At 61.7% G+C, this 22485-nt stretch carries 19 protein-coding genes; 6 read left to right on the top strand and 13 right to left on the bottom strand.

Annotated elements, in window-relative coordinates; translation table 11 throughout:
* On the bottom strand, positions 1-612 hold the full coding sequence (locus O9X62_RS00715) for a TetR/AcrR family transcriptional regulator (protein ID WP_269530856.1): 612 nt from the start codon (positions 610-612) through the stop codon (positions 1-3).
* Between the two features lie 149 nt (positions 613-761).
* Between O9X62_RS00715 and O9X62_RS00710 the strand changes: the two genes are divergently transcribed.
* A complete protein-coding gene (locus O9X62_RS00710; RefSeq protein WP_269530855.1) occupies positions 762-983 on the top strand; it encodes a hypothetical protein in 222 nt (73 codons plus the stop codon).
* A gap of 21 nt (positions 984-1004) precedes the next feature.
* Here the strand turns inward: O9X62_RS00710 and O9X62_RS00705 are convergent, their stop codons facing one another.
* Positions 1005-1832: a hypothetical protein gene (locus tag O9X62_RS00705; protein ID WP_269530854.1), complete on the bottom strand. Its 828-nt coding sequence runs from the start codon at positions 1830-1832 to the stop codon at positions 1005-1007.
* Between the two features lie 210 nt (positions 1833-2042).
* Between O9X62_RS00705 and O9X62_RS00700 the strand changes: the two genes are divergently transcribed.
* A complete protein-coding gene (locus O9X62_RS00700) occupies positions 2043-3236 on the top strand; it encodes a DUF5009 domain-containing protein (protein ID WP_269530853.1) in 1194 nt (397 codons plus the stop codon).
* Positions 3237-3425: 189 nt separating this feature from the next.
* A complete protein-coding gene (locus O9X62_RS00695) occupies positions 3426-3614 on the top strand; it encodes a hypothetical protein (RefSeq protein ID WP_269530852.1) in 189 nt (62 codons plus the stop codon).
* 84 nt (positions 3615-3698) lie between these two features.
* Here the strand turns inward: O9X62_RS00695 and O9X62_RS00690 are convergent, their stop codons facing one another.
* Both O9X62_RS00690 and O9X62_RS00685 read right to left on the bottom strand, forming a co-directional pair.
* The gene (locus tag O9X62_RS00690) at positions 3699-5723 is read right to left on the bottom strand and encodes a methyl-accepting chemotaxis protein (RefSeq protein ID WP_269530851.1); all 2025 of its coding nucleotides are present in this window, start codon (positions 5721-5723) and stop codon (positions 3699-3701) included.
* A 183-nt stretch (positions 5724-5906) separates the two neighbouring features.
* Entirely contained in the window at positions 5907-7895 is a 1989-nt protein-coding gene (locus O9X62_RS00685; protein WP_269530850.1) for an OPT family oligopeptide transporter, read from the bottom strand.
* Between the two features lie 292 nt (positions 7896-8187).
* On the opposite strand from O9X62_RS00685, the gene O9X62_RS00680 reads away from it, so the two are divergent.
* On the top strand, positions 8188-9993 hold the full coding sequence (locus tag O9X62_RS00680) for a DUF885 family protein (RefSeq protein ID WP_269530849.1): 1806 nt from the start codon (positions 8188-8190) through the stop codon (positions 9991-9993).
* A gap of 69 nt (positions 9994-10062) precedes the next feature.
* On the opposite strand, the gene O9X62_RS00675 is transcribed toward O9X62_RS00680, so the two are convergent.
* From O9X62_RS00675 to O9X62_RS00640, 8 genes are all read right to left on the bottom strand, one after another.
* The gene (locus O9X62_RS00675; protein ID WP_269530848.1) at positions 10063-11124 is read right to left on the bottom strand and encodes a chemotaxis response regulator protein-glutamate methylesterase; all 1062 of its coding nucleotides are present in this window, start codon (positions 11122-11124) and stop codon (positions 10063-10065) included.
* Positions 11125-11187: 63 nt separating this feature from the next.
* Positions 11188-11799 carry a chemoreceptor glutamine deamidase CheD gene (gene cheD, locus O9X62_RS00670; protein ID WP_269530847.1) on the bottom strand — a complete coding sequence of 204 codons (612 nt, stop codon included), beginning with the start codon at positions 11797-11799 and terminating at the stop codon, positions 11188-11190.
* Entirely contained in the window at positions 11796-12704 is a 909-nt protein-coding gene (locus O9X62_RS00665; protein ID WP_269530846.1) for a CheR family methyltransferase, read from the bottom strand. Before O9X62_RS00665 ends, cheD begins: the two co-directional genes overlap by 4 nt.
* On the bottom strand, positions 12682-14373 hold the full coding sequence (locus tag O9X62_RS00660; RefSeq protein ID WP_269530845.1) for a methyl-accepting chemotaxis protein: 1692 nt from the start codon (positions 14371-14373) through the stop codon (positions 12682-12684). Before O9X62_RS00660 ends, O9X62_RS00665 begins: the two co-directional genes overlap by 23 nt.
* 29 nt (positions 14374-14402) lie before the next feature.
* Positions 14403-14891, bottom strand: a complete 489-nt coding sequence (locus O9X62_RS00655) for a chemotaxis protein CheW (RefSeq protein WP_269530844.1) — start codon at positions 14889-14891, stop codon at positions 14403-14405.
* Between the two features lie 68 nt (positions 14892-14959).
* The gene (locus O9X62_RS00650) at positions 14960-17200 is read right to left on the bottom strand and encodes a chemotaxis protein CheW (protein ID WP_269530843.1); all 2241 of its coding nucleotides are present in this window, start codon (positions 17198-17200) and stop codon (positions 14960-14962) included.
* A gap of 43 nt (positions 17201-17243) precedes the next feature.
* A complete protein-coding gene (locus tag O9X62_RS00645; protein WP_269530842.1) occupies positions 17244-17606 on the bottom strand; it encodes a response regulator in 363 nt (120 codons plus the stop codon).
* A gap of 98 nt (positions 17607-17704) precedes the next feature.
* Positions 17705-18838 (bottom strand): methyl-accepting chemotaxis protein, encoded by a 1134-nt coding sequence (locus tag O9X62_RS00640; protein WP_269530841.1) that lies wholly within the window; start codon positions 18836-18838, stop codon positions 17705-17707.
* A 203-nt stretch (positions 18839-19041) separates the two neighbouring features.
* Between O9X62_RS00640 and O9X62_RS00635 the strand changes: the two genes are divergently transcribed.
* The gene (locus O9X62_RS00635) at positions 19042-19428 is read left to right on the top strand and encodes a hypothetical protein (RefSeq protein ID WP_269530840.1); all 387 of its coding nucleotides are present in this window, start codon (positions 19042-19044) and stop codon (positions 19426-19428) included.
* Between the two features lie 71 nt (positions 19429-19499).
* Here O9X62_RS00635 and clpB read toward each other — a convergent pair whose 3' ends face one another.
* On the bottom strand, positions 19500-22082 hold the full coding sequence (gene clpB / locus O9X62_RS00630) for an ATP-dependent chaperone ClpB (RefSeq protein ID WP_269530839.1): 2583 nt from the start codon (positions 22080-22082) through the stop codon (positions 19500-19502).
* 120 nt (positions 22083-22202) lie between these two features.
* Here clpB and O9X62_RS00625 point away from each other — a divergent pair, with 120 nt between their 5' ends.
* Positions 22203-22466: a (2Fe-2S) ferredoxin domain-containing protein gene (locus O9X62_RS00625; protein ID WP_269530838.1), complete on the top strand. Its 264-nt coding sequence runs from the start codon at positions 22203-22205 to the stop codon at positions 22464-22466.
* The last annotated feature ends 19 nt before the right edge of the window (positions 22467-22485 follow it).

The raw sequence follows: 22485 nt of genomic DNA, 5'->3' as shown, positions 1-22485 counted from the left end.
TCAGCTCAGCTTCGTGGCCGGCATGCCGCCGAGCAGGGTTTCGGTAGTTTGCCGGGCTGCTGCGAAAGGGCTGCGATCACGCTGAACCTTGGCCACCAGCGCGGCGCCGAGCCAAAGCTGATATAGCGAGGCAGCGAGTGTGTCGGCCGCTTCGCCGGGGGGGATGGAGCGGTCGGCACGGCCGATCACCACACAGGCGCCAAGTCGCTCGATGACCCCGGCAATACCGCGCTCCAGGGCTTGGCGCATGGCGGCGGACAGGTCACTGACTTCGCCGGTGAGCTTGACGACCAGACAACGTGATTCGCAGCTGCCATCGCTGGGAATCTCGCCCCAGCGGCCGAAGTAGGTCAGCAGCTTGGCGCGGCCATTGAGCGAGGTGTCGCTGACTATGGCATCCAGGCTGGCCAGATAGGCCGCAAAAAAGCGCTCGAGCAAGGCAACGCCATAGCCTTCCTTCGAGCCGAAGTAGTGATAAAACGAGCCCTTGGGCACACCAGCCTGCTGGAGAATCTCGGCCAAGCCGACCGCTGCAAAGCCTTTGCCCAGCATGATGTCCTCGCCGGTGGCGAGCAGGTGTTCTCGGGTATCGTCGAAGGTGCGTACTTGCATGGGGCGGATTGTAGTCAGCCACTAGACCGGTCGTCTAGTGCATTTCTTGCTCCAGCAGACAAACGGCAGGACTTGATCTGGCCGGGACTGCACCCATCTGTACGGGCAAGGCGGGTGTCCGCTTGATTGCCAATCTCACAGGTGTGCTCATGTACGCAGATGTCGTCAGTGCCATTCAAGCCGGTATGACCATGGCGCCGGCAATTGTTGCGCTCGGTGAGGAGGGGTGGCATCTCTACAACCCCACTGATACGCCCGATGCCGATGCGCCTCCCCATGTCATGGTGCTGGAGAACGGTACCCTGTTGCCGCTGAATCCGGCTGGCGATCAGGTGCTTCAGACGCTGGTCTTCACCGGCGGCTCGGCCTGAAGCACCGGCCGTACACGCTGGTCAGCGGCTTTCCGGGCCAAAGAACTCGCGCATCATGAATGCCTCCAGCCCGGCCGTGTCCTGCGGTCGGGCAGATAGCACCACGACCTTGCCCAGACGGTCTGATTCCCAGTTGAAATCTGCCTGATAGTGGCGCCGGATGATCTCGATCATCTTGCGGATCACCGCCAGTTGCACATCGGTTTCCGGTGATGCCTCCACCTCGAAAGTCTCGCGGCGCACATTGCTCAGCGCACTGGTCCACCCGCGGAATACGAAGGTGGCCGCGCGGTTGTTGATGCGCAGGATCTGGAACACACCGTTGGTGCCACCTTGCAGATTGCGTCGAATCGCGGCGGCACGCATCTCTTCGCGGGTGGGAGGCGGCGGCTCCAGTCCTTGCTCCTGCAGGCGTTGGGCGCGCCGCTGCGCCAGATACTCACTCATGTCCATGCCCGGCGGAATCGGAGTGGGCGCTGTGGCCGGTTCCGGCTTGGGCGGAACCGGCGCAGGTTCTTCCGGCCACGATGGCGGGGTAATGGCGTTGGGCGCGGGCGGCGGCTGCAACACCGGCAGTTTGGGTTGGGCAAGGGGAGGCAGGGCGACGCTGACCGGCGGTGCGACATCGCGCAGACCGGGGTCGGCCAGAATCTGCATGTACAGGGGCCGGCTGGGCGGGTTGCCCATGCTCACGACCTGCTGCGTCTGGTGTACCAGAATCGCAATCAGCAGCACATGCAAGAACACGGTGAATACGGACCCAGTCAGCGGCCGTTTGCGCACGCTGACCAGCGCATCGGGCATGCGCCATGCGTAGTCAGGGTAGTGCGAAGGGGATGGGACGTGCATCAGGTGGCGGGTCGGTCAGCGGGCGAGGGCGGATTGTCGCGCAATCCGGGCGAGGAAATGTGTCGGAATCGTCAGCGGTGCGGCAAGTGTTGTTTGCGCAGCTCGGACTCTGCTTCGGCACAACGGTTCCTTCGCGTGTTGTGACGGGAGTTGGCCGTGCAGGGCAATCCATGCCAGCATGGCAACATTGCTACCTTTTAAATACCACTTATGCATCCGTCCACCAGCTCACGTCTCGCCGCCATCGATGGCCTGCGCGCCTTGACCATGTTGCTGATGATCTGGGTGAACGATTTCTGGACACTCAGCCATATCCCCGTCTGGCTCGGCCACGCTGCCGCACAGGACGATGCGATGGGCTTATCGGACGTGGTATTCCCGGCTTTTCTATTCATTGTCGGCCTGTCCTTGCCCTTCGCGGTCGATGCACGGCGCCAGCGTGGTGATGGCGCTTGGACCTTGTCTGGTCATGTGCTCTCGCGCAGCGTCGCATTGCTGCTGATGGGTGTATGCCACGTCAATCTCGAAACCTACGCCGATACGCTGGCATGGTTGCCCAAGCCAGTCTGGCAGGTCGGCATTACCTTGGCGTTTTTCCTGATCTGGCTGGATTACCCGGCGGATTGGTCAGCGCGCTGGCGCCGCGGTCTGCAAGCGGGCGGCTGGGTGCTGCTGGCTGTGCTCGCGGCGCTATACCGTGGTGGCACCGTCTCCGAGCCCAGCTGGCTGACACCACAGTGGTGGGGCATTCTGGGTTTGATCGGCTGGGCTTATCTGAGTGCGGGCCTGCTCTTGATTGCACTCGGTGAACGTTTATGGGCCTTGCTGGTGTCCTGGCTTGCGCTGATGTTGTTCGGCATTGGCGTCCATGCCGGCTACCTGGCCTGGCTTGAGCCCTTGCGCACCTGGGTATGGCCGGCGGAAAACGGTGCCATGGCAGCGATCGCGATGGCAGGGGTATGTACCGTCGTCTTGTATCGGCAGCATCATGCTTGTGGCCGGACTGTCCGCAGTTTGGGTGTGCTGCTGCTTGCGGCGGCTGTGTTGCTGGCGCTGGGCCTGGCGCTGCGCCCCTTGGGCGGGCTGTCCAAGATTCGCGCCACGCCGGCTTGGGTACTGGTCTGTACCGGCATCAGCATGCTGGCGTTTGCGGCGCTGGCTTGGCTCATGGATGTGCGTCAGCGCCGCGACTGGCTGCAGCCCTTGCGCCCGGCGGGCACCAGCACGCTGACCTGCTATCTGCTGCCGTATCTGCTGTATCCGCTGCTGATCGCTACAGGTCTCGCCTTGCCGGATTGGCTGCTCCGTGGTGGCGTGGGCTTGCTGAAGTCGATGCTGTTTGCGCTGGCCGTGGTGTGGCTGACCGGGTTGCTGGCGCGCTACCGGCTGCGTTTGCGTCTTTGACCGGGTCGGGGCGCCGCGCCCGGCCATTTTCAGCATGGCTACGACACTGGCATGAAATCAGCCGGCAAAAGTGCCGCTGTCGATGACCTGTAACCTGGTCCGTAATATAATTGCGCCCCGTGGAAAAGCACCACGGCGTCTGTTTTGCGGTTTTTTTCAACGTTCACAAGACACAGCAGGAGGGAGATCATGACGAACCCCAAGCCGGCCCAACTCCGCACCCAGGTGGAGTCCAAAACCGAAGCCAGCTTGCATCGCCTGATGACTGAGGCGCCAGCGAGCGCCGGGCAGCATGCCCGTCAGCAACTCAAGCGTGGTGATGCGCGTCGCCGTATCGAAGACCTGGTACTCGACAAGTCGCAAGAAGACCTGTGGTAAAACAGGCGCGCTGAGAACAGGGCTCAGCAAAGCAAAAACACCGGCCGAGGCCGGTGTTTTTGTTTGTGCCACGTCCTGCTGACCTCAAGTACGGAATCGCGCCACGAGGCTCGCCAGCTCATCTGCCAGCGCCGAAATCTGTGCGCTGTTTTCCGATACTTGCTGAAGCGCCGCATCGTTCTCGCCGATCGCGCTGGTGATCTGCTCGACATTGGCCGCAATATGATTGGACGCCTGCGACTGCTCGCGCGTGGCGACGGCGATATCGCGCATGCCATCGGCTGTGTGGCGTGTGCTTTCGGCAATCTCGGCTATCCGTTCTGCTGCTGCACGTGAACGGTTCACGCCCTGATCCACCACGCTCAGGGTCTGGCTGATGCCGTTGACCGCCTCGCGGGTTTCTCCCTGCATGGCGGAGATGGTCTGGCTGATCTCCACCGTGGCCGAACTGGTACGCTCGGCCAGTTTGCGCACCTCGTCGGCAACAACGGCAAAGCCGCGCCCCTGTTCGCCCGCACGGGCAGCCTCAATGGCGGCATTGAGTGCCAGCAGATTGGTTTGATCGGCGATTTCACGGATGGTGGCCACCACGCTGCTGATCGCCTGGGCACGGCTGGCGAGCAGTTCCATGGCGCTGGCTTGTTGCTGTACCGCTTGCTCGACCTTGCCTACGTCCTCGGCCGTGCCGCTGACATCCTCTACCGCGCGATGGGCATCGCGCTGTGCTTTTTCGCTGTCGCTGCCTGCCACCCCGGCGTTCTCGGCAATCAGGCTGATGCTGGTGGATAGCTCTTCAAGCGAAGCGGCGGAGGCCGATGCGGCCTCTGCCTGATTGGCGGACGAGGCCGAGATCAGCTGGGCGTTGTGGGCCAATTCGCGGATCTGGTCGTTGAGCTGTACCGTGCTTTGCTTGACCGACTGGACGATACCCGAGAGCGACTCGATGAAGCGGTTGAAGGCGGCGGAGGTCTGGCCGATCTCGTCGTCGTTGGCAATCGGCAGCCGGCGCGTCAGGTCGGCCTCGCCCGTTGCCAGCTCGCGCATGGCATCGCGCAGGCGCACCAGCGGCAAGACCAGACGGGCAATCCAGCCCCACATGATGGCAGCGAGTATCAGCTGGCAGACAATCGCGATGATGAGCGTAGTCCACAGCAGCTTGTTGGCCGGCGCCATGACCTCTGCAAGCGGCACGGTCACTACCAGCGCCCAGTGTTCCTTGGCGTAGCCTATCTGCAGGGGCTGGTAGAAGCGGGCGTGAGTGGCATCTTCAAACAGGTAAGACTTGCCCGACTTGATGGCGGCCAGCGCCTCTGCGGGCACTGCGGCGGCATCTACCGGTTTGCCCAGCTTGGCTTTGTCGGGATGGCTGGCGTACAGGCCACCCGCGCTGACGAGGAACAGATAGCCGCTACCGTAGGGCTTGATCTTGCCCAGCGTGTCGTTGAGCGTGGCCAGTGGGACATCGGTGCCCATCACGCCAACGAACTGGCCGTTGACCTGGATTGGTGCCACATAGGATGTCATCAGCACCTTGCTGTCGGGGTCGACATAGGGGTCCACCGCGAAGTGACGCAGCTGTGTCTTGGGCAGCTGGTAATAATCGGAGCCATAGCAATCCTCGGCCGCGGCTTCCGGTGTCTTGATTTCGGACTTGTCGTACTGGAACTGCTCAGGCTGGCGGTTGGCGCCGCGCACAAACCAGGAGGTATAAGCCCCGTTGGCACAGGCGCGCGGATCGCTGACAAAGTCGGCATCCTTGCCATCAAAGGCATTGGGCTCCATGGACACCCAGATGCTGTCTACATCAGGCAGGTCCGCCATCGACTGCTTGAGCAGGCTGTCTGCCTGATCGCGATTGGTCAGACCACTGGCCTTGATCCCGGCAAAGGCACCGACCAGGGTGCGCACCATATCGGCCCGGACCTCAATCTCGGCATCGGTGTAGTTGGCATATTCCCGCGCCAGCGTCTGGGCCGTTTCATAAGCAGATTGTTTGGCCAGATTGCGGGACATGGTGCTGGTGACGATCTGCACGGTGGCAAAGGCCACGGCCGTGGCAACAATGGAGACCAGCAGAACGCGAGCACGGAAACTCAAGTTGGAAAACATGCAGACCTAACTGAAGGAGATGTGGGCGACCATAGCGTACGCCTGCGTACTATAAGCACACTTGTCCTGTATCAAAACGACAAAGCCGGCGTTCAGCCGGCTTTGTCGTGACAAATGTGACGCAAATATTTTCTGCGTCGGCAGCTTGGCCACCCGTGCGAGTGGCGTGCCGCAGGGGAAGCGTCAGCTCAGCAACACGCCAACGATGGCATTGCCGATACCCACCAGTGCCGCACCCGAGATCAGACCCGCACAGATCGGTTCACAGCCGTCTACCCAGATGTCGTTCCCCTTGGTACCGGCTTCCTTGTACTTGCGGCCCATCCACCAGAACACCATGGCACCGAGCCACATGGCAAAGGTCGACTCGGGCGGCAACACCACGCCAAGGCCGATGGAGACCGACGACAGCGGGAAGCGACCCTTGGTCTTGATCTTCACCGTTTCAATGACGATGGCGGCGATGATGGCGAACACCATGGTGATGATGGCCGACATCGGCAGGCTGCTCACGCCATTGGCGATCAGCTCGGCTACGCCCTTCCACTGGATCGCGGCGGGCATGGGGAACTGGTCGGACAGCAAGGTGGAAGCCGATACCACGCCATTCGCATCGGGGCGCAGGAACAGCAGGAAGTACAGCGGCACACAGGCCAGCGAGCCGGCAAAAATGCCGATTACATGGCCAATGGCCTGGTGACGCGGCTTGCCGCCGAGCATGTAGCCGGGCTTGATGTCGGACAGCAGGTTGGCGGCGTTGGCGGCGATTTCAGCCGTCATACCAGCGGGCAGCAGGTTGCTGGCCGGGTTGGCGCGATCGAGCGAGCCGATGCTGAACTGGGTGATCTTGCTCAGGGCGCCGGTGGGTGTCCACGAAGTCAGCGCCATCGAGTTGGTACAGATGACGGTGAGCACGAAAATCAGCGGCAGCGAGATGAACGCAAGCAACCAGGGCACGCCGAAGAAGTAATGGGTCACCGAGGCGCCCAGCACGCTGAACACCGGCACGCCGATATACGACACCCACAGCGGTACTTCGATATGGGCGAGTACGTCCTTCTTCTCGGTCTCGGCTGTCTTCTTGCGGCCCAGCGACTTGAATGCGCTGGTTAAGATTTCCGGCTTGGCCAGGAGACTGGTCAGCGAACCCGCCACCATCATCGCCACGCCCCACCACATCGACCACTGGTTGACGATTTCAGCACGTGAGATAGGCACCACTTTGCCATCGGGCAGAGTGCGGGCCACGATATCGCCAGCATCGATCATGATCGGTGCCAGCACGACAAAGTTGATGAAGGCACCCAGCAGACAGCTGGTTGCCACGCGGATACCCATCAGGCCGCCCACCCCGAACATGGCGGCATCCATCGTCAGGCGCAGACCCAGGGTCTTGAACTCCACGCCCAGAATCTTGGGAATCCACCACTCGTACTGCGCGGCGAACTGGTAGTAGTAGTGATCAAGCCGCTCCTGGAAATGCCAGGGTTCGGTCATGCCGGCCCATTGGTCCATGCGCAGGATCTTGAACTGGATCAGCTTCATCCAGCCATCGCTGACCAGCATCTGGTACGCACCCGTCACCACGGCCACCTTGGCGAGCAGACGGGCCTTGAACATGCCCTCGTTGCCGCTGCCGTGATACAGCGAATCGAGCACCACGCCGGCCGCACGGCCTTCGGGGAAGGGCAGTTGTTCGTCGTTGATGAAGCGGCGCTTCATCGGGAACGCGATCAGCACGCCGAGAATCGAGATGACGACCATCCACACCACCATCTGCCAGCCCGGAATGATGCGGTCGGTCAGCAGCATGTAGGCGGCCAGACTGGAGGTGAGCGGGGTGATCACATAACCGGCGGCGGTGGCGATGGACTGGCTGCAGTTGTTTTCAAGGATGGTGAAATCCTTGATCAAGCCGCTGCCAGCCAGAATGCGGAACAGCGCGAACGCAAGGATGACCGATGTCAGGCCCACGCCGATGCTGATGCCGGTTTTGGCGGCAATATAGAGTGAGGTCGCGGCCAGAATGCCGCCGAGCAGAAAGCCCGTGAGCGCAGAGCGCAGCGTGAGCTGGGCCATATCGCCGCGGAAGACGGTGGTGAGCCACCATTCATCCTTTTGCGCGCGCGTCCAGGTCTGGATCTGTTCTTCGTTCAGTTGGTGGAGTGCCATGGTTGTACCGAGCTGGTTGGATCACCGCGCCCATCGTGATGACGACAGACGCCCTCTCTGAAGGCGCGAGCCGACCGAGGGTCGCCCGCCCGGCTCAAAACGGCCGCAAGGCTACTACAGAACGCAGCGCAACATGTGCCAGCGCGCTGAATCTCCCATCGATTCCGGGGTGTGGCGCTGGATTTACACAACAAGCTTAGCTCCCGCCGGGCGGTTTGGTGGACGGTATTCGGTAAGTTGGTGCGCCCTGACTACACTGTGACATCCCGCCTTGCCCAATTCAGGAAACATCATGTTCCGTCTGCATGCCGCCCTTTTCGCGACCGTTGTGTTACTGGCTGCCGGGCAGCTTGTTCCCGCGCATGCTGACGCAGGCAAGGCACCGGTTGCGACACCGGCAACAACGCCGATGAGTGATCTGGCCGAGCGCTATTTCGAGCGCTGGCTGGCGTTCAATCCGCTCTCTGCCACCCAGTCGGTGGGTGATGCGCGTTTTGACGGGGTATTCGTCAATAACCTCTCGGCCCTGCATCGGGAGCAGGTGAAGGCCTGGCTCGGTGATACCTTGCGCGAGCTGGACCAGATCGATCCCGCCGGCTTATCCGATGCGGAGCGGCTGGATCACGCCTTGCTGCGCGATCAGGTCAGCCTGGATCTCGAAGGATTGGCACATCGCAGCGACTGGTTACCCATCAACCAGATGGATGCAACCCCGATCACCCTGGTCCAGTTGGCCAGCACGCATCAGCAACAGCCGTTCAAAACCGTGAGCGACTACGAGCGTTTCCTGACCCGACTGGCGGGCCTGCCCGGCTGGATGGATCAGGCCATCGTCAATATGCGGGCAGGCATGGCCGCGGGGGTGGTACAGCCCCGCATCCTGATGCAGCGCGTGTTGCCCCAGCTGCGCTCCCAGATCGTGACGGACGTGCGCAAGAGCGGGTTCCATGTGCCGATCGCACGCATGCCTGCGCATTTCAGCAAGGCCGACCGGCAGCGCCTGACCCAGGCTTACCGGCAGCTGATCCAGCGGGAGATCGTGCCCTCGTTCCGTCGCTTGCATGATTTCATCGAGCGCGAGTACCTGCCGCGTTGCCCTACCAGCGCCGGGATAGGTGCGGTGCCGGGTGGTGAGGCCTACTACGCGTATCTGGTGCGATTGAACACCTCGACCAACCTCGGCCCGGATGCCATCCACGCCATCGGCCTGCGCGAGGTCGCACGTATTCGCGCCGAGATCGACGCGCTACGCCAGCGCGTCGGATTTGAAGGCAGTTACCAGGCTTTTCTGGCCTCGCTGAACACGAACCCGATGTTTCGCCCGTTCAGGCATGAATCGGACGTGATTGCGGCGCACAAGGCCATCCGCAGGAAGGTGGAGCCCAAGCTGGCGCTGCTGTTCGGTCGTACGCCGCGCTCGCCGCTGGATATCCGCGCCGAGCCCGCCATCACCCGCGATACCGCCGCCGCGCATTACAGCATAGGCACAGCCGACGGTTCGCGTCCCGGCGTGTTTTATGATCCGGTGCCGCGTCCGCGTGAGTACACCACCCCGCAAATGACCGCGCTCTTCCTCCATGAGGCGATGCCGGGGCACCACTACCAGTTGTCCTTGCAGCAGGAGTTGCCACTGCCGCGTTTTCGCCGTTACAGCGAGGGCAACAATGCCTATGTGGAGGGATGGGCGCTTTACGCCGAGGGCTTGGGCGTGGAGATGGGTGTCTATGACGACCCGTACCAGTATCTGGGGCGTCTGCTGATGGAGATGCATCGCGCCATTCGCTTGGTGGTGGATACGGGCATGCACGCCAAGGGCTGGAGCCGTGAGCGGGCGATTGCTTATTCCCTCGATAATGAAGGCGGCCCGGAGCAGGCCATCGTGCCGGAAATTGAGCGCTATATGGCCTGGCCAGGCCAAGCGCTGGGCTACAAGATCGGGGAACTCAAGCTGCTTGAACTGCGTCGGCGTGCCGAAGCGCAGCTGGACCAGCGCTTTGATATCAAGGCCTTCCATGACCAGATCCTGCTCGATGGCGCCATGCCACTGGCAATGCTGGAGGCGCGGTTCGAGGCGTGGCTGGCCCGGCAGCCGCGCTGATTCAGCAGGCTCGCCCTGATTGGTCTGCTATCGGGGTTGATGCCGTCTAGCCTGTCTGCGTGGCCAGGCTCACTCGGCACCCAGTTGGCGCAGTACGGCGCCGGCCAAGTCATCCAGGGGCAGGATTTCATCGACGCCACCGGCTTTGATGGCCTCCTTGGGCATGCCGAAGACCACACAGCTGTCTTCATCTTGCGCAAAGTTATAGGCACCCGCCTGTTTCATGGCGAGCATGCCTGCCGCGCCATCGTTGCCCATGCCTGTCATGATGACCCCGACGGCACGTTTGCCGCACAGTGCGGCCACCGAGTCGAACAGCACATCGGCGGCGGGGCGGTGGCGATTGACACGTTCGGTGGCGAGCAGCTGGCAGGCCAGATGCCCGGTGTCGCGCGTGAGGGCCAGGTGGTAATCACCCGGGGCGATATAGACATGGCCGGGGCGTAGCCGCTCGCCGTGCTCGGCTTCCTTGACCTTGACCGCACACAGACCATCGAGCCGATTGGCAAAGGGCCGGGTAAACGCCGGCGGCATGTGCTGAACCACCACAATCGGCGGTATGTCGGCAGGCAGCTCCACCAGGAAGGTCTGAAGTGCCTGCGTGCCACCGGTAGAGGCGCCAATCGCAATCAGCCGATTGTGCTGCGCAGCGCTGCTGACGCCCGGCCGCTTGGGCCGCGGCGGGACGGGAGCGGTACTCGCCGGTCGTGGCAGACTGCGACTGATGCGCGCATTGGCCGCTGTGCGCAACTTTTCGACGATGTCTTCGGCCATGTCGCGCAGACCCCGGCTCAGGTCGGATCGCGGTTTGGCCACGCAATCCACCGCACCCAGTTCAAGGGCCTTGAGGGCGGTGCCCGAACCTTCGGCGGTGAGGGTGGAGATCATCACCACCGGCGTGGGTTTGAGCCGCATCAGCTTGTCGAGGAACTCCAGCCCGTTCATCTTGGGCATCTCGATATCCAGGGTGATGGCATCGGGCGAGAGCGCACGAATCAGCTCGCGAGCTGCCAGTGGATCGGGCGCCGCGCCCACCACTTCCATATCGGATTCGCTGTTGATGATCTCGGTCAGCAGTTTGCGCATCAGTGGCGAATCATCAACCACGACAATCCGTATGACCTTTTTCATGCGATCTCCCTGGCGTGTCGTCCTGAACGACGCTGTTGTCGCGGCTGGATGCCACGCTGACGATCAGAACAGCTCGACACTGCCTTCGATGTTGTCACGCAGCAAGTGCGCCCGGTATTCGAGTTCGCGCTGCAGGATGGTGTCGTTGTTCAGCACGCGCAAGCGTTTGACCTTGACCTTGCCTTCGTCACTGAAGAAGTAGATCTTGCGTGGATCGTTGCCCAGCAAATCCTCCGCAACGATCCGGATATTTTCATTGTGCAGATAGCGGCGGATGAACTCGACATTCCGCCGGCCGACATGGTTGCCCTCCAGACTCTGCATCACGTTGGCTCCGCCGAATATCTTGGCCTCCATGTGACGTCGTTCCGCGCCTAGTTTGAGCATGTCGTTGAATAAGGCCTCCATGGCAAACGCGCCATAGCGGGTTGGCAGGCCGACCAGGGGATCGGGGCGTTCCTCACGACCCTCAGGCAGCATGAAGTGATTGATGCCGGCGACCCCGTTGAACGGGTCACGCAGGCAGACGGCGATGCAGGACCCCAGCACAGTCACCAGCAACGTGCCGCGACCGGTTGCGTAATACTCGCCGGGCAGGATTTTGGCGGCGTCCCGACCGAAATGTTTGTCGAAATAGCGGTTCGGTGGCGCCTTTTCGTGGCGGGTGTTGCTCATGGCGCCCTGTTGCTCCGGCTACGCTGGTAGGCGGTCTTCCCGACGGTATCGAGCACCAGCCCCGAGCCTTGCGGGTTCTCCGAATGACCAAGGAACAGGATGCCGTCCGGTTTGAGCTGGTTCACCAAGCGGGCGGTGAGCCGGTACTGGTCGTCCCGGTCAAAGTAGATCAGCACGTTGCGGCAGAAAATGAAGTCGAAATGCCCCGCGATCGGCCAGCGCTGATCGAGCAGATTACAGGGCATGAAATGGACCAGTTCGCGCAGTGCCGGGCGTACGCGGGCGTAGCCGTGCCGGGTGCCGATACCACGCTGGAAAAACTGCTTGATGCGCTGTTCCGGCAGTTTGGCAATCCGCTCCAGTGAGTAGATGCCTTGCGCGGCGTGGGCCAGGGCGCGGGTGTCGATATCGGTCGCGATGATCTCCACCGGTGGGTCGTAGCGACCATAGGCTTCGACCACCGTCATGGCGATCGTGTAGGGCTCTTCGCCGGTGGAGGCGGCTGCGCACCAGATGCGTACCGGCGCATTGCCCATCTCGGCCAGCGCGGCCCCCATCTGGGCGAAGTGATGCGGTTCACGGTAGAACGCGGTCAGGTGCGTGGTCAGGGCGCTGGTGAAATCGTCCCATTCGGGGTGAACGGGACTATTGCGCAACATAAGCAGATAGCTGGAAATACTGCTCAGCCCGAGGGTCCGTACCCGCTTGGAGAGGCGGTTGTAAACCATGTGTTGCTTGCCATCGGCCAAGGACACCCCGGCCCGCTCGCGGATCATTTCGCGAGCAAGTTTGAAATCTGCCTGGGTATAGGGGTAATCCCGTTCCGCCTGGACGATGCGCTCACCGCCAGCCGAGGAGGTATCGGCAGCGGTGCGCGCCCGATCAGAATTCCGACCAGTCGTCATCGTCGTGCTTGGCGGCGCTGGACTTGGCAACAACGGGGTGCGCCGACTTGGTCAAGGGCTTATGTGGGGCCTTGATGGCGGGGCGGGCGGCGGGCTTGTGGGCGGGGGCATGGGACCGCATCTGCGCCACGCCTTCCAGTTTGAAGCGGTTCACCGCCTCCATCAGCAGTTGTGCCTGATCCTGCATGGACCCTGCGGCTGCGGCGGCTTCCTCGACCAAGGCCGCGTTCTGTTGGGTGACTTCGTCCATCTGTGTCACCGCAGTATTCACCTGTTCGATCCCTGCACTCTGCTCGGCCGAGGCAGCCGAGATGTCGGCCATGATGCCTGTCACACGCCGGATGCTGCCGACCACCTCTTCCATGGTGATGCCAGCGCGGTCGACTTGTGCGGTACCGGTGGTCACCCGGTCTACCGAATCACCGATGAGAGTCTTGATCTCCTTGGCGGCAGCGGCGGAGCGTTGGGCCAGACTGCGCACCTCGCCAGCCACCACGGCAAAGCCACGGCCTTGCTCACCGGCCCGGGCCGCTTCCACGGCGGCGTTGAGGGCGAGGATATTGGTCTGGAAAGCAATGCCGTCAATCACGCCAATGATGTCGACAATCTTCTTCGACGATTCATTGATCTCGGCCATGGTGTTGACCACCTGGCCCACCACTTCACCACCCTTCTGGGCAATTTCGCTGGCGCTTTCGGCCACCTGATTCGCTTCTTTGGCGTTCTCGGCATTCTGCTTCACGGTGGAGGTGAGCTCTTCCATGCTGGCAGCGGTTTCCTCCAGGCTTGCCGCTTGCTCCTCAGTGCGCTGTGACAGGTCGATATTGCCGGCAGCAATTTCTTGCGAGGCGGTATTGATGGTTTCGACGCTCTGACGGATATCGCCCACAATTTGTACCAGCCCGTCGTTCATCAGCCGGAGAGCCTTGATCAGCTGGCCGGTCTCATCGCCACGGTCGGTCTCGATTTTCTGGGTCAGGTCGCCCGCGGCTACCCCTTCGGCGAGCTTGACGGCCTGCCGGATAGGCTGGACGACCGATTGGGTGATCAGCCAGCCGATCAGGATGCCCAGCGCAATCGCGATGCCTGTGACGACCAGCAGCACGGTGATGGCTACACCGTAGTCTTGCTCGGCTGCCTTATAGCTCTTGAGCGAGTGGTCGCCATAGCCCTGGATCAGCTTGAAAATCTCGTTCTTGACGTTCTCTTGCCGGGGTACGGTTTCACGATTCATGTAGTCGCCCGCTTCGGCAACCTGCCCGGCCTGGCCCAGCTCCAGCACCTTGCGCTCATGGGGGACCAGCTCGTTGTTCAGCGTGACAATGCGTTCAATCTGGGCCTTCTCGATGGGGTCCACCACAATGGCGGTCAGCTTCTTCACCGCCTCGGTGAAGCCGGCGTCGGCATCGTTGTAAACCTTGAGTGCAGCCTGCTTCTTCTGGGCATCGACGGCAATGATCACGTCACGGCTGGAGATCATGCCGAAGTGGATGGCATCCACCATGTCATTGGCCAGTTTCGTGCGGGCAATGTCGCCTTCCACGATGTCCTGGATGCGGTGATTCACGGATTGCAATCGGGAGTAGCTGACGGCGACCAGTACCACCATCAAGGTAATCAGCAGTCCAAATCCCAAACCGAGCCGTACGCCGATTTTCCAGTTCTTCATTTCCTGTCCCCTTTTCAATATCGCTGTGATCAGGCCGCTGTAGCGGCGTCGGCTACGAGTTCCATTTCCCGGCTCGTCATCAGTTTCTCGATGTCGACCAGGATCAGCATGCGTTCATCCATCGGCGCCAGGCCATCGATGTAAGCGGTGTCTACCACCGAGCCGAATTCGGGGGTGGGCTTGACGATGTTGTCGGTCAGCGCAATCACATCGGATACGCCATCGACTACCGCACCGACAACGCGGCTGGCCAGATTGAGGATGATGACCACGGTGAATTCGGTGTAACTCGGCTCACCCAGCTTGAACTTCAGCCGCAAATCAATGATGGGCACGATGGCGCCGCGCAGATTGATGACCCCAAGGATGAATGGCGGTGCATTGGCGATCCGTGTGGGCGACTCAAAGCCGCGTATCTCCTGCACCTTGAGGATGTCGATGGCGTATTCCTCGCTGCCCAGCGTGAACACCAGGTGTTCGCGGGTAGGGCCGCCATCGCTTTTGGTGTTGAATTCCATACCTGCTCCTTGCCTCTGCTTGCTGTGCTACATGTGACCATGCGGGTATTGCGCTTGCTGGAACCGCCTCAGCCGGTACTGGTCCGGCTGAGTTCGCTGATATCCACAATCAGCGCAACGCGGCCGTCACCAAGAATGGTTGCTCCCGAAATACCGCGCACACGCCGGTAGTTCGATTCGAGGTTCTTCACCACCACCTGCTGCTGCCCCAGCAGCTCGTCCACCCACAAGGCAATCTGCTGGTTGCCCACTTCGATCACCATCACGATGCCCCCGGAGGGCGTGGCCGATTTGGGCTGGCAGCCCACCACCTCATGCAGCGCGATCAGCGGCAGGTATTCCTCGCGCACCTGCACCACGCGACCGCTGCCGGTCACCGTCTTGCATTGCTCGGGCGTGGGTTGCAGCGATTCACGGATCGCGTTCAGCGGCAGGATGTACGTCTCGCCACCCGCATCCACCAGCATGCCGTCCAGAATCGCCAGCGTGAGCGGCAGGCGGATGCGCATGGTGGAGCCGATGCCGGTCATCGATTCGATCTCGACCGTGCCGCCCATGGACTGGATGTTCTTGCGCACCACATCCATGCCTACGCCGCGGCCCGAGACATCGGTCACTTCGGCGGCGGTGGAGAAGCCGGCTTCAAAGATCAGCAACCAGACTTCGCTGTCGCTCATGTTGTCGGTCACCGGAATGCCGTTCTCGCGCGCCTTGGCGAGAATGCGCTCGCGATTGAGGCCGGCACCGTCGTCACGTACTTCAATGACCACATTGCCGCCTTGTTGCGATGCCGCCAGCGTGAGGTTGCCGGTTTCCGGCTTGCCGCGGGCCACGCGGGCCTCGGTGGATTCGATGCCGTGGTCGAGACTGTTGCGCACCAGATGCGTGAGCGGGTCGACCAGCTTTTCCACAAAGCCCTTGTCGAGCTCGGTCTGTTCCCCGACCAGCCGCAGTTCCACTTTCTTGCCCAGCTTGCCGGCCAGATCGCGCACCACGCGCGGGAAGCGGCTGAACACGGTGGACATGGGAATCATGCGGATCGACATCACCGATTCCTGCAGCTCGCGGGTATTGCGCTGCAGTTGTTCGATGCCGGCCAGCAAGCGGGTGTGCTGGAGCGGGTCCAGATTGCTGGCGCTTTGCGCAAGCATGGACTGGGTAATGACCAGCTCGCCGACAAAGTTGAGCAGCTGGTCCACCTTGCTGACATCGACACGGATGGTCGCGGACTCGGATTTGTCGGTAGCGCGGCGGCCTGTGCCGACGGTATCCGCGGGCGGGGCACCGACTGCCGGACTGGCGACGGGTGCGGGTGTCGGAGCTGGCGGTGTGGCCTTGGCAGCATTGGGGTCCAGCCATCCGTAGTCGATGCCCTCCCGGCCTGCCGGTGCATCGGGGGCGACGGGGGGCAGCGGCTCGAAGAATCCGTAATCGCTAGAGGCTACAGCCGGGATATCGGCTGGCGCGACCGGCGTGCTGGCTGGTTCGTCATCGTCAAAGAAGCCAAACGCTTCGCCTTCACCCGATAACGGGGCTGGCGCAGGTGTGGCAGCCGGCTCATCGTCGAAAAAGCCGAAAGTCTCGCCTTCTCCTGCCAGCGTTGCGGTTTCCGGGGCGGGCTGGTGTGTGGGGTCCGGCTCGATGGTGAAGCGGTCCTCCGACAGCACGAAACCCAGTGCGTCGCGAAGATCCTGATCACTGGGGCCAATGAGTCCCAGTATGAGGTGTACGCCGTCATCGTGCGTACGCTCCTCATGACGGACCACATCGCCGTAGCTCGCCAGCGCATCGATCAGGGACTGCGGGGGCGTGCTGGCATCCAGCCGCAAGGTCAGGCGCCAGGCAGGGGGCGAGGCGTGGGTGGATGCAGGAGCCGGCGTCGGGGCGACCGCGGGAGCGGGACGACTGCCACCGTGTATGGCCTCATGCTCCAGCCGGGTCAGCGCTTCGGTCACCTCGGCAACGGCGGCGGTGTCCGGTGCCGCGCCATCACGGTGAACGGCCAGCATGCCGGCCAGCACATCGCTGGTGCGCAGGAAAATATCCACCATATCGGGCCGCAACGCGGTCGTGCCTTTGCGAACACGATCAAGCAGGTTTTCCAGGATATGCGTCAGTGCGGCCAGATCATTGAAACCAAATGTGCCGGCGCCCCCCTTGATCGAGTGCGCCGCCCGGAAAATCGCGTTCAGGTCTTCGGGCTCTGGGGCGGATAAGTCCAGCTCCAGCAGCAGATTCTCAAAGTTCGCAAGATGCTCTTCGGCCTCTTCAAAGAAGGTGCTGAAGAACTTTGATAGATCAATCTCCATCCCGTCCTCCGCGTGCGTTGCTGATCCTGGGGGCGTATATGGCTTAGCCGATCAGCTTGCGAACGACATCGATCATCGTCTGCGGGTTGAAGGGTTTGACGATCCAGCCTGTGGCGCCGGCTGCTTTGCCTTGTTGTTTCATGGCATCGCTGGATTCGGTGGTCAGCATCAGGATGGGTGTGTTCTTGTAGGCGGGCAGGGCACGCAAGGCCTTGATCAGGGTCAACCCGTCCATGCCCGGCATGTTCTGGTCGGTAATGATCAGTTGGCAGTTACGGGATTTTGCCTGGCTCAGCCCGGCATTGCCGTCACTGGCTTCGACTACGTCATAACCGGCGTTCTTGAGTGTGAAACTCACCATCTGGCGAATGGAGGTGGAGTCGTCGACAGTCAGGATGGTTTTCATGCTTTTCCTCATGCAGCCACAGCGTTCAAGTCGCGGTGGTGTCGTTCATTCTGAATTAGAAATATCGAATATAACGGTTTGCCAGTTTTCTGGCTAATTCAGAACATCTCGATGCCGCCTGAGCTGAGGCTGCTCTGCGACACCGGATTGTGGGCGAGTTTGGCTTCTGCTTCGTCGAGACGCGCCTGCAGTTGTCGGCAGGCCTGGCTATCTGGGCCTTGCTGGCGGCAATCGGCGCTGGCGGCCACTGCCTCTTGCAGGGTAGCGATCCGGCGGCGGGCGTGGCCCAGCAACTGGTTCACCATGTCTTGGAACTGCAGGGCGGTTGTTGCGGTGGAAATGCCGGACTCCGTGGTACGGGCAAACTCGCCCAACTCGCCCAGCGCCTGCCCCTGACTGCTGTTGAGCTGACGCAGATCGACCAGGGTTTCTCCGACACTGCGTTGTACGCGCTGGGTCTCGGCCGCTTGGCGTTCCGACATGGAGCGGACGGCGCCTTCCATGCCCCCCATGCCGCTGCTCACCTGTTCCATGCTCTTGCGGATACGGGTGCTGAACTCACGGGTGTGCTGCGAGAGCTTATGGACTTCTTCTGCCACCACCGCAAAGCCACGGCCGGATTCACCTGCGCGTGCGGCTTCGATGCTGGCATTCAGGGAGAGAAAGTGGATGCGCTTGGCGATCTCATCCAGTCCGGCCATCTGTACCAGCATCTCGCTGACCTGCTGGCTGCTGGTGATGATTTCCTCGGCCAGCTTGTGTGCGGTGGCGTTGTTCTCCGCCATCACGGCGCCCACCTGTTGCAGGGTGGAGCTGGTCTCATCGATCAGGCTGGCCGCGCCACCGGATTCGCCGCCTGCCAGACTGTTGAGGGCGATTTCCTGCTGCTGTCTGGCCGAGTCGGCAATCACCGTAAAGCTGCCGGCAAGAGTGGCGATGGCTTCGTCAAAGATCGACTGAACGCGGGAAAGCTCCTCATTCGCTGCCCGTGACTGGCGCGTGACCATGCTGCTGAGCGAGGTATCGATCTCCCTGTCGCGGCTGCTCAGTGAGACGGGCTCGCGAAATGCCGTGAGGTGTGTTGCAGCCTGGGGAGCCGGTTTGGGCGTCTGCAGCAGGGCGTAGCCGAGCACGATCAGTGCGGGCAAAGGTAACCACCACGCAGGTTCGGTCAGCAGGGCCAGCAGCAACGTAGGGATCAGCGCAATCAGGAACAGGGCAATGCGGAACAAGCTAACCTCACCGTTTTATGTGGATGACTTATAGGTACGGCACTCGGTGTCCCATGTCTGAAGACTCAGCAGGGCCAGTTAGCAGCCTAGAAGGCTTTGTCAATATTTCAACTAATTGTTCAGCCTACGCCGCGATGCCGATACAAGCGGCTACACTGAGGGTGTCATTTTCTTCGCTGGGCAGTCTGGCCCGGATTCATACCATGTTCGGTCTTGGAAAACAGAAACCCCCCTATCTCACCGTGACCTGCCGAGCCAAGAAACTGGAAGGGCAGGCGGTATTGGCCTTGCAGCTCAATGAGGTGGACCTGGTCGAAGTCATCAAGGCAGCCGATGCGTCGGCGCTCTGCACCCGCATCTCGTTCGGCAAGATCTACCAGAAGCCAGGCACCATGCTGGCGGAGAACGACAGCACCGATCAGGGCTACAACGCGCGCTATGACAAGATCACCAAATCATTGGGGGTCAATCTGCGCCAGGGCTTCATGCGGCAGACCCTGGTGTTCTCGACACGCGAGCCACAGCAACTCTGCGCAGACATGGGTCTGACCCTGGAGATGGATCCCCCGCCGGAGCCGACAGTCAGCTGAGCGCTGGTTGCCAGGCGCGCTGCAAAAAACAAACCCCGGTCTGTGCCGGGGTTTGTTTTTGCACGATGGATTCAGCTCGCTTTGCTGAGCTGCAGTCGGCCCTCCGCATAGTCCACCCGAACGGTGTCCTTGGGACCGAACTGACCGCCGAGGATGGCCTTGGCCAGCGGGTTTTCGATCTCGCTCTGGATCGCCCGCTTGAGTGGCCGCGCGCCATATACCGGGTCGTAACCCGCATCCGCCACATGAGCGAGTGCGGCATCGCTGACTTCCATGCCCATGTCTTGCGCAGCCAGACGAGCCCGCAGACGTTGTAGCTGGATGCGGGCAATGCCGGCGATCTGCTTCTCGTTCAGCGCGTGGAAGACCACCACTTCATCGATCCGGTTGATGAACTCGGGCCGGAAGTGGGTTTTCACTTCGGCCATCACCGCCAGTTTGACGACCTGATACTCATCGGTGGCCATGGCCTGGATATGCTGGCTGCCAAGGTTGCTGGTCATCACGATTACCGTGTTCTTGAAATCCACGGTACGGCCTTGGCCATCGGTGAGGCGGCCGTCGTCGAGTACCTGCAGCAGCACGTTGAATACATCCGGATGGGCCTTCTCGACCTCATCGAGCAGTATCACGCTGTACGGCTTGCGGCGTACGGCTTCGGTGAGCGTGCCGCCTTCTTCGTAACCCACATAGCCGGGTGGCGCGCCGATCAGGCGGCTGACCGAGTGCTTCTCCATGAATTCACTCATGTCGATGCGCACAAGGTGGTCTTCCGAATCAAACAAGAAGGTCGCCAGCGCCTTGCACAGTTCAGTCTTGCCCACGCCGGTCGGTCCCAGGAACAGGAAGCTGCCGTAGGGTTTGTTCGGGTCTGCCAGACCTGAACGCGAGCGTCGGATGGCGTCGGCAACCAGCGTGACCGCCTCGTCCTGACCCACAACCCGGTCGTGCAGGGCATTTTCCATCTGCAGCAGCTTGTCGCGCTCGCCCTGCATCATCTTGCTCACCGGGATGCCGGTGGCACGGCTGACGACCTCGGCGATTTCTTCTGCACCCACCTGGGTGCGCAGCAGCTTGTTGACGCGCGTCCCGCCTTCGTTGGCTTCGGCGGCATGCAGCTTGGCTTCGAGTTCAGGCAGCTTGCCGTACTGCAGTTCGGCAACCTTGCCCAGATCACCCTTGCGGCGGGCATCTTCCATGGCAACCCGCAGTTGCTCGACTTCCTCGCGGATGGCTTGGGAGCCCAGTACCACGGCTTTTTCGGCCTTCCATACCTCTTCCAGATCGGAATATTCCTTCTCCAGGCGGGTGATTTCCTCCTCGATCAGGCCAAGGCGCCGCTGGCTGGCTTCGTCTTTCTCCTTGCGCACGGCTTCGCGCTCGATCTTGAGCTGGATCGTGCGACGTTCGAGCTTGTCCATCACCTCGGGCTTGGAGTCGATCTCCATCTTGATGCGCGCGGCGGCCTCGTCGATCAGGTCAATCGCCTTGTCGGGCAGGAAGCGGTCGGTGATATAGCGGTGGCTCAGCTCGGCCGCGGCCACAATGGCCGGGTCGGTGATTTCCACGCCATGGTGGATTTCGTAGCGCTCCTGCAGGCCGCGCAGAATGGCGATGGTGTCCTCCACCGACGGTTCATCGACGAGCACTTTCTGGAAACGGCGCTCCAGCGCAGCATCCTTTTCGATGTACTTGCGGTATTCATCCAGCGTGGTTGCGCCCAGGCAGTGCAGTTCGCCACGCGCCAGCGCGGGCTTGAGCATATTGCCCGCGTCCATCGCGCCTTCGGCCTTGCCGGCACCCACCAGGGTGTGGATTTCGTCGATGAAGACGATGGTGTTGCCCTCGTCCTTGGCCAGCTCGTTGAGCACGGCCTTGAGGCGCTCTTCGAATTCGCCACGGTATTTGGCGCCGGCCAGCAAAGAGGCCAGGTCGAGCACCAGCAGCTTCTTGTGGCGCAGCGAATCCGGTACTTCGCCATTCACGATACGTTGGGCCAGGCCTTCCACGATCGCGGTCTTGCCCACGCCGGGTTCGCCGATCAGCACCGGGTTGTTCTTGGTACGGCGCTGCAGCACCTGGATCGCGCGGCGGATTTCATCATCGCGACCGATCACCGGGTCGAGCTTGCCCTGGCGGGCGCGTTCGGTCAGATCGAGCGTGTATTTGCTCAGTGCTTCGCGCTTTTGCTCGGCATCGGCACTGTTCACCGCATCGCCGCCGCGTACGGCGTCAATCGCGGCCGTGAGCGCTTCCTTGCGGCCGCCGTATTCCTTGAGCAGCTTGCCGGTTTCGCCCTTGTCTTCCAGCAGAGCCAGCAGGAACAGGTCGCTGGAAATGAACTGGTCACCCCGCTTGGTGGCGGCTTTGTCGGTAAGGTTGAGCAGATTGCCCAGATCCCGCGAGACGGTGATCTCGCCACCGGTGCCCTGCACCTGGGTGAGCCGCTTGATTGCGCCATCCAGTGCGGTGCGCAGCGGGTTGACGTTGACCCCGGCACGGGCCAGCAGCGACGCTGCGCCCGAATCGGCATCGGCCAGCAAAGCGGCCAGCGTATGCTGGGGTTCGATATAGGGGTTGTCGTTGGCCAGTGCGAGCGATTGTGCATCGGCAAGCGCTTGCTGGAACTTGGTGGTCAGTTTGTCGTAACGCATGGTGTTTCCCTTGCATTCAATGGCTTGGATGAAACCAAGTTGGGGCGCAAGCGAAGGCTTTTCAAGCGCCTTATGGCGTTGGGGTTTGATCCGCGTCAAACCCGCTTAGAATGCCTGCCCATGAAAACCATCATGGTCTGCATCAAGCAAAGGCTGGCGGGCAATTCCTCATGTGCCGGGCGCGGCAGCGTGGCGTTGGCCAATGCCCTGGAGGCGCAGATTGCGTCACAGGCGCTGCCGCTCCGCGTACATCGTTTTCCCTGCCTGGGTCTGTGTGAGCTGGGCCCGAACATGAAGGTGGTGGGCGGCGACATGTTTCACCATGTGGCAGAGGCGGATCTGCCGGCGATCATCGCGGCGGCCATGGATGAGAACGTAGCTTGAGCAGCGCAATCGTCGTTTG

The organism is Chitinimonas sp. BJYL2, assembly GCF_027257935.1.
Lineage (GTDB): Bacteria > Pseudomonadota > Gammaproteobacteria > Burkholderiales > Chitinimonadaceae > Chitinimonas.
This window is presented reverse-complemented; position numbering and strand designations above follow the sequence as displayed.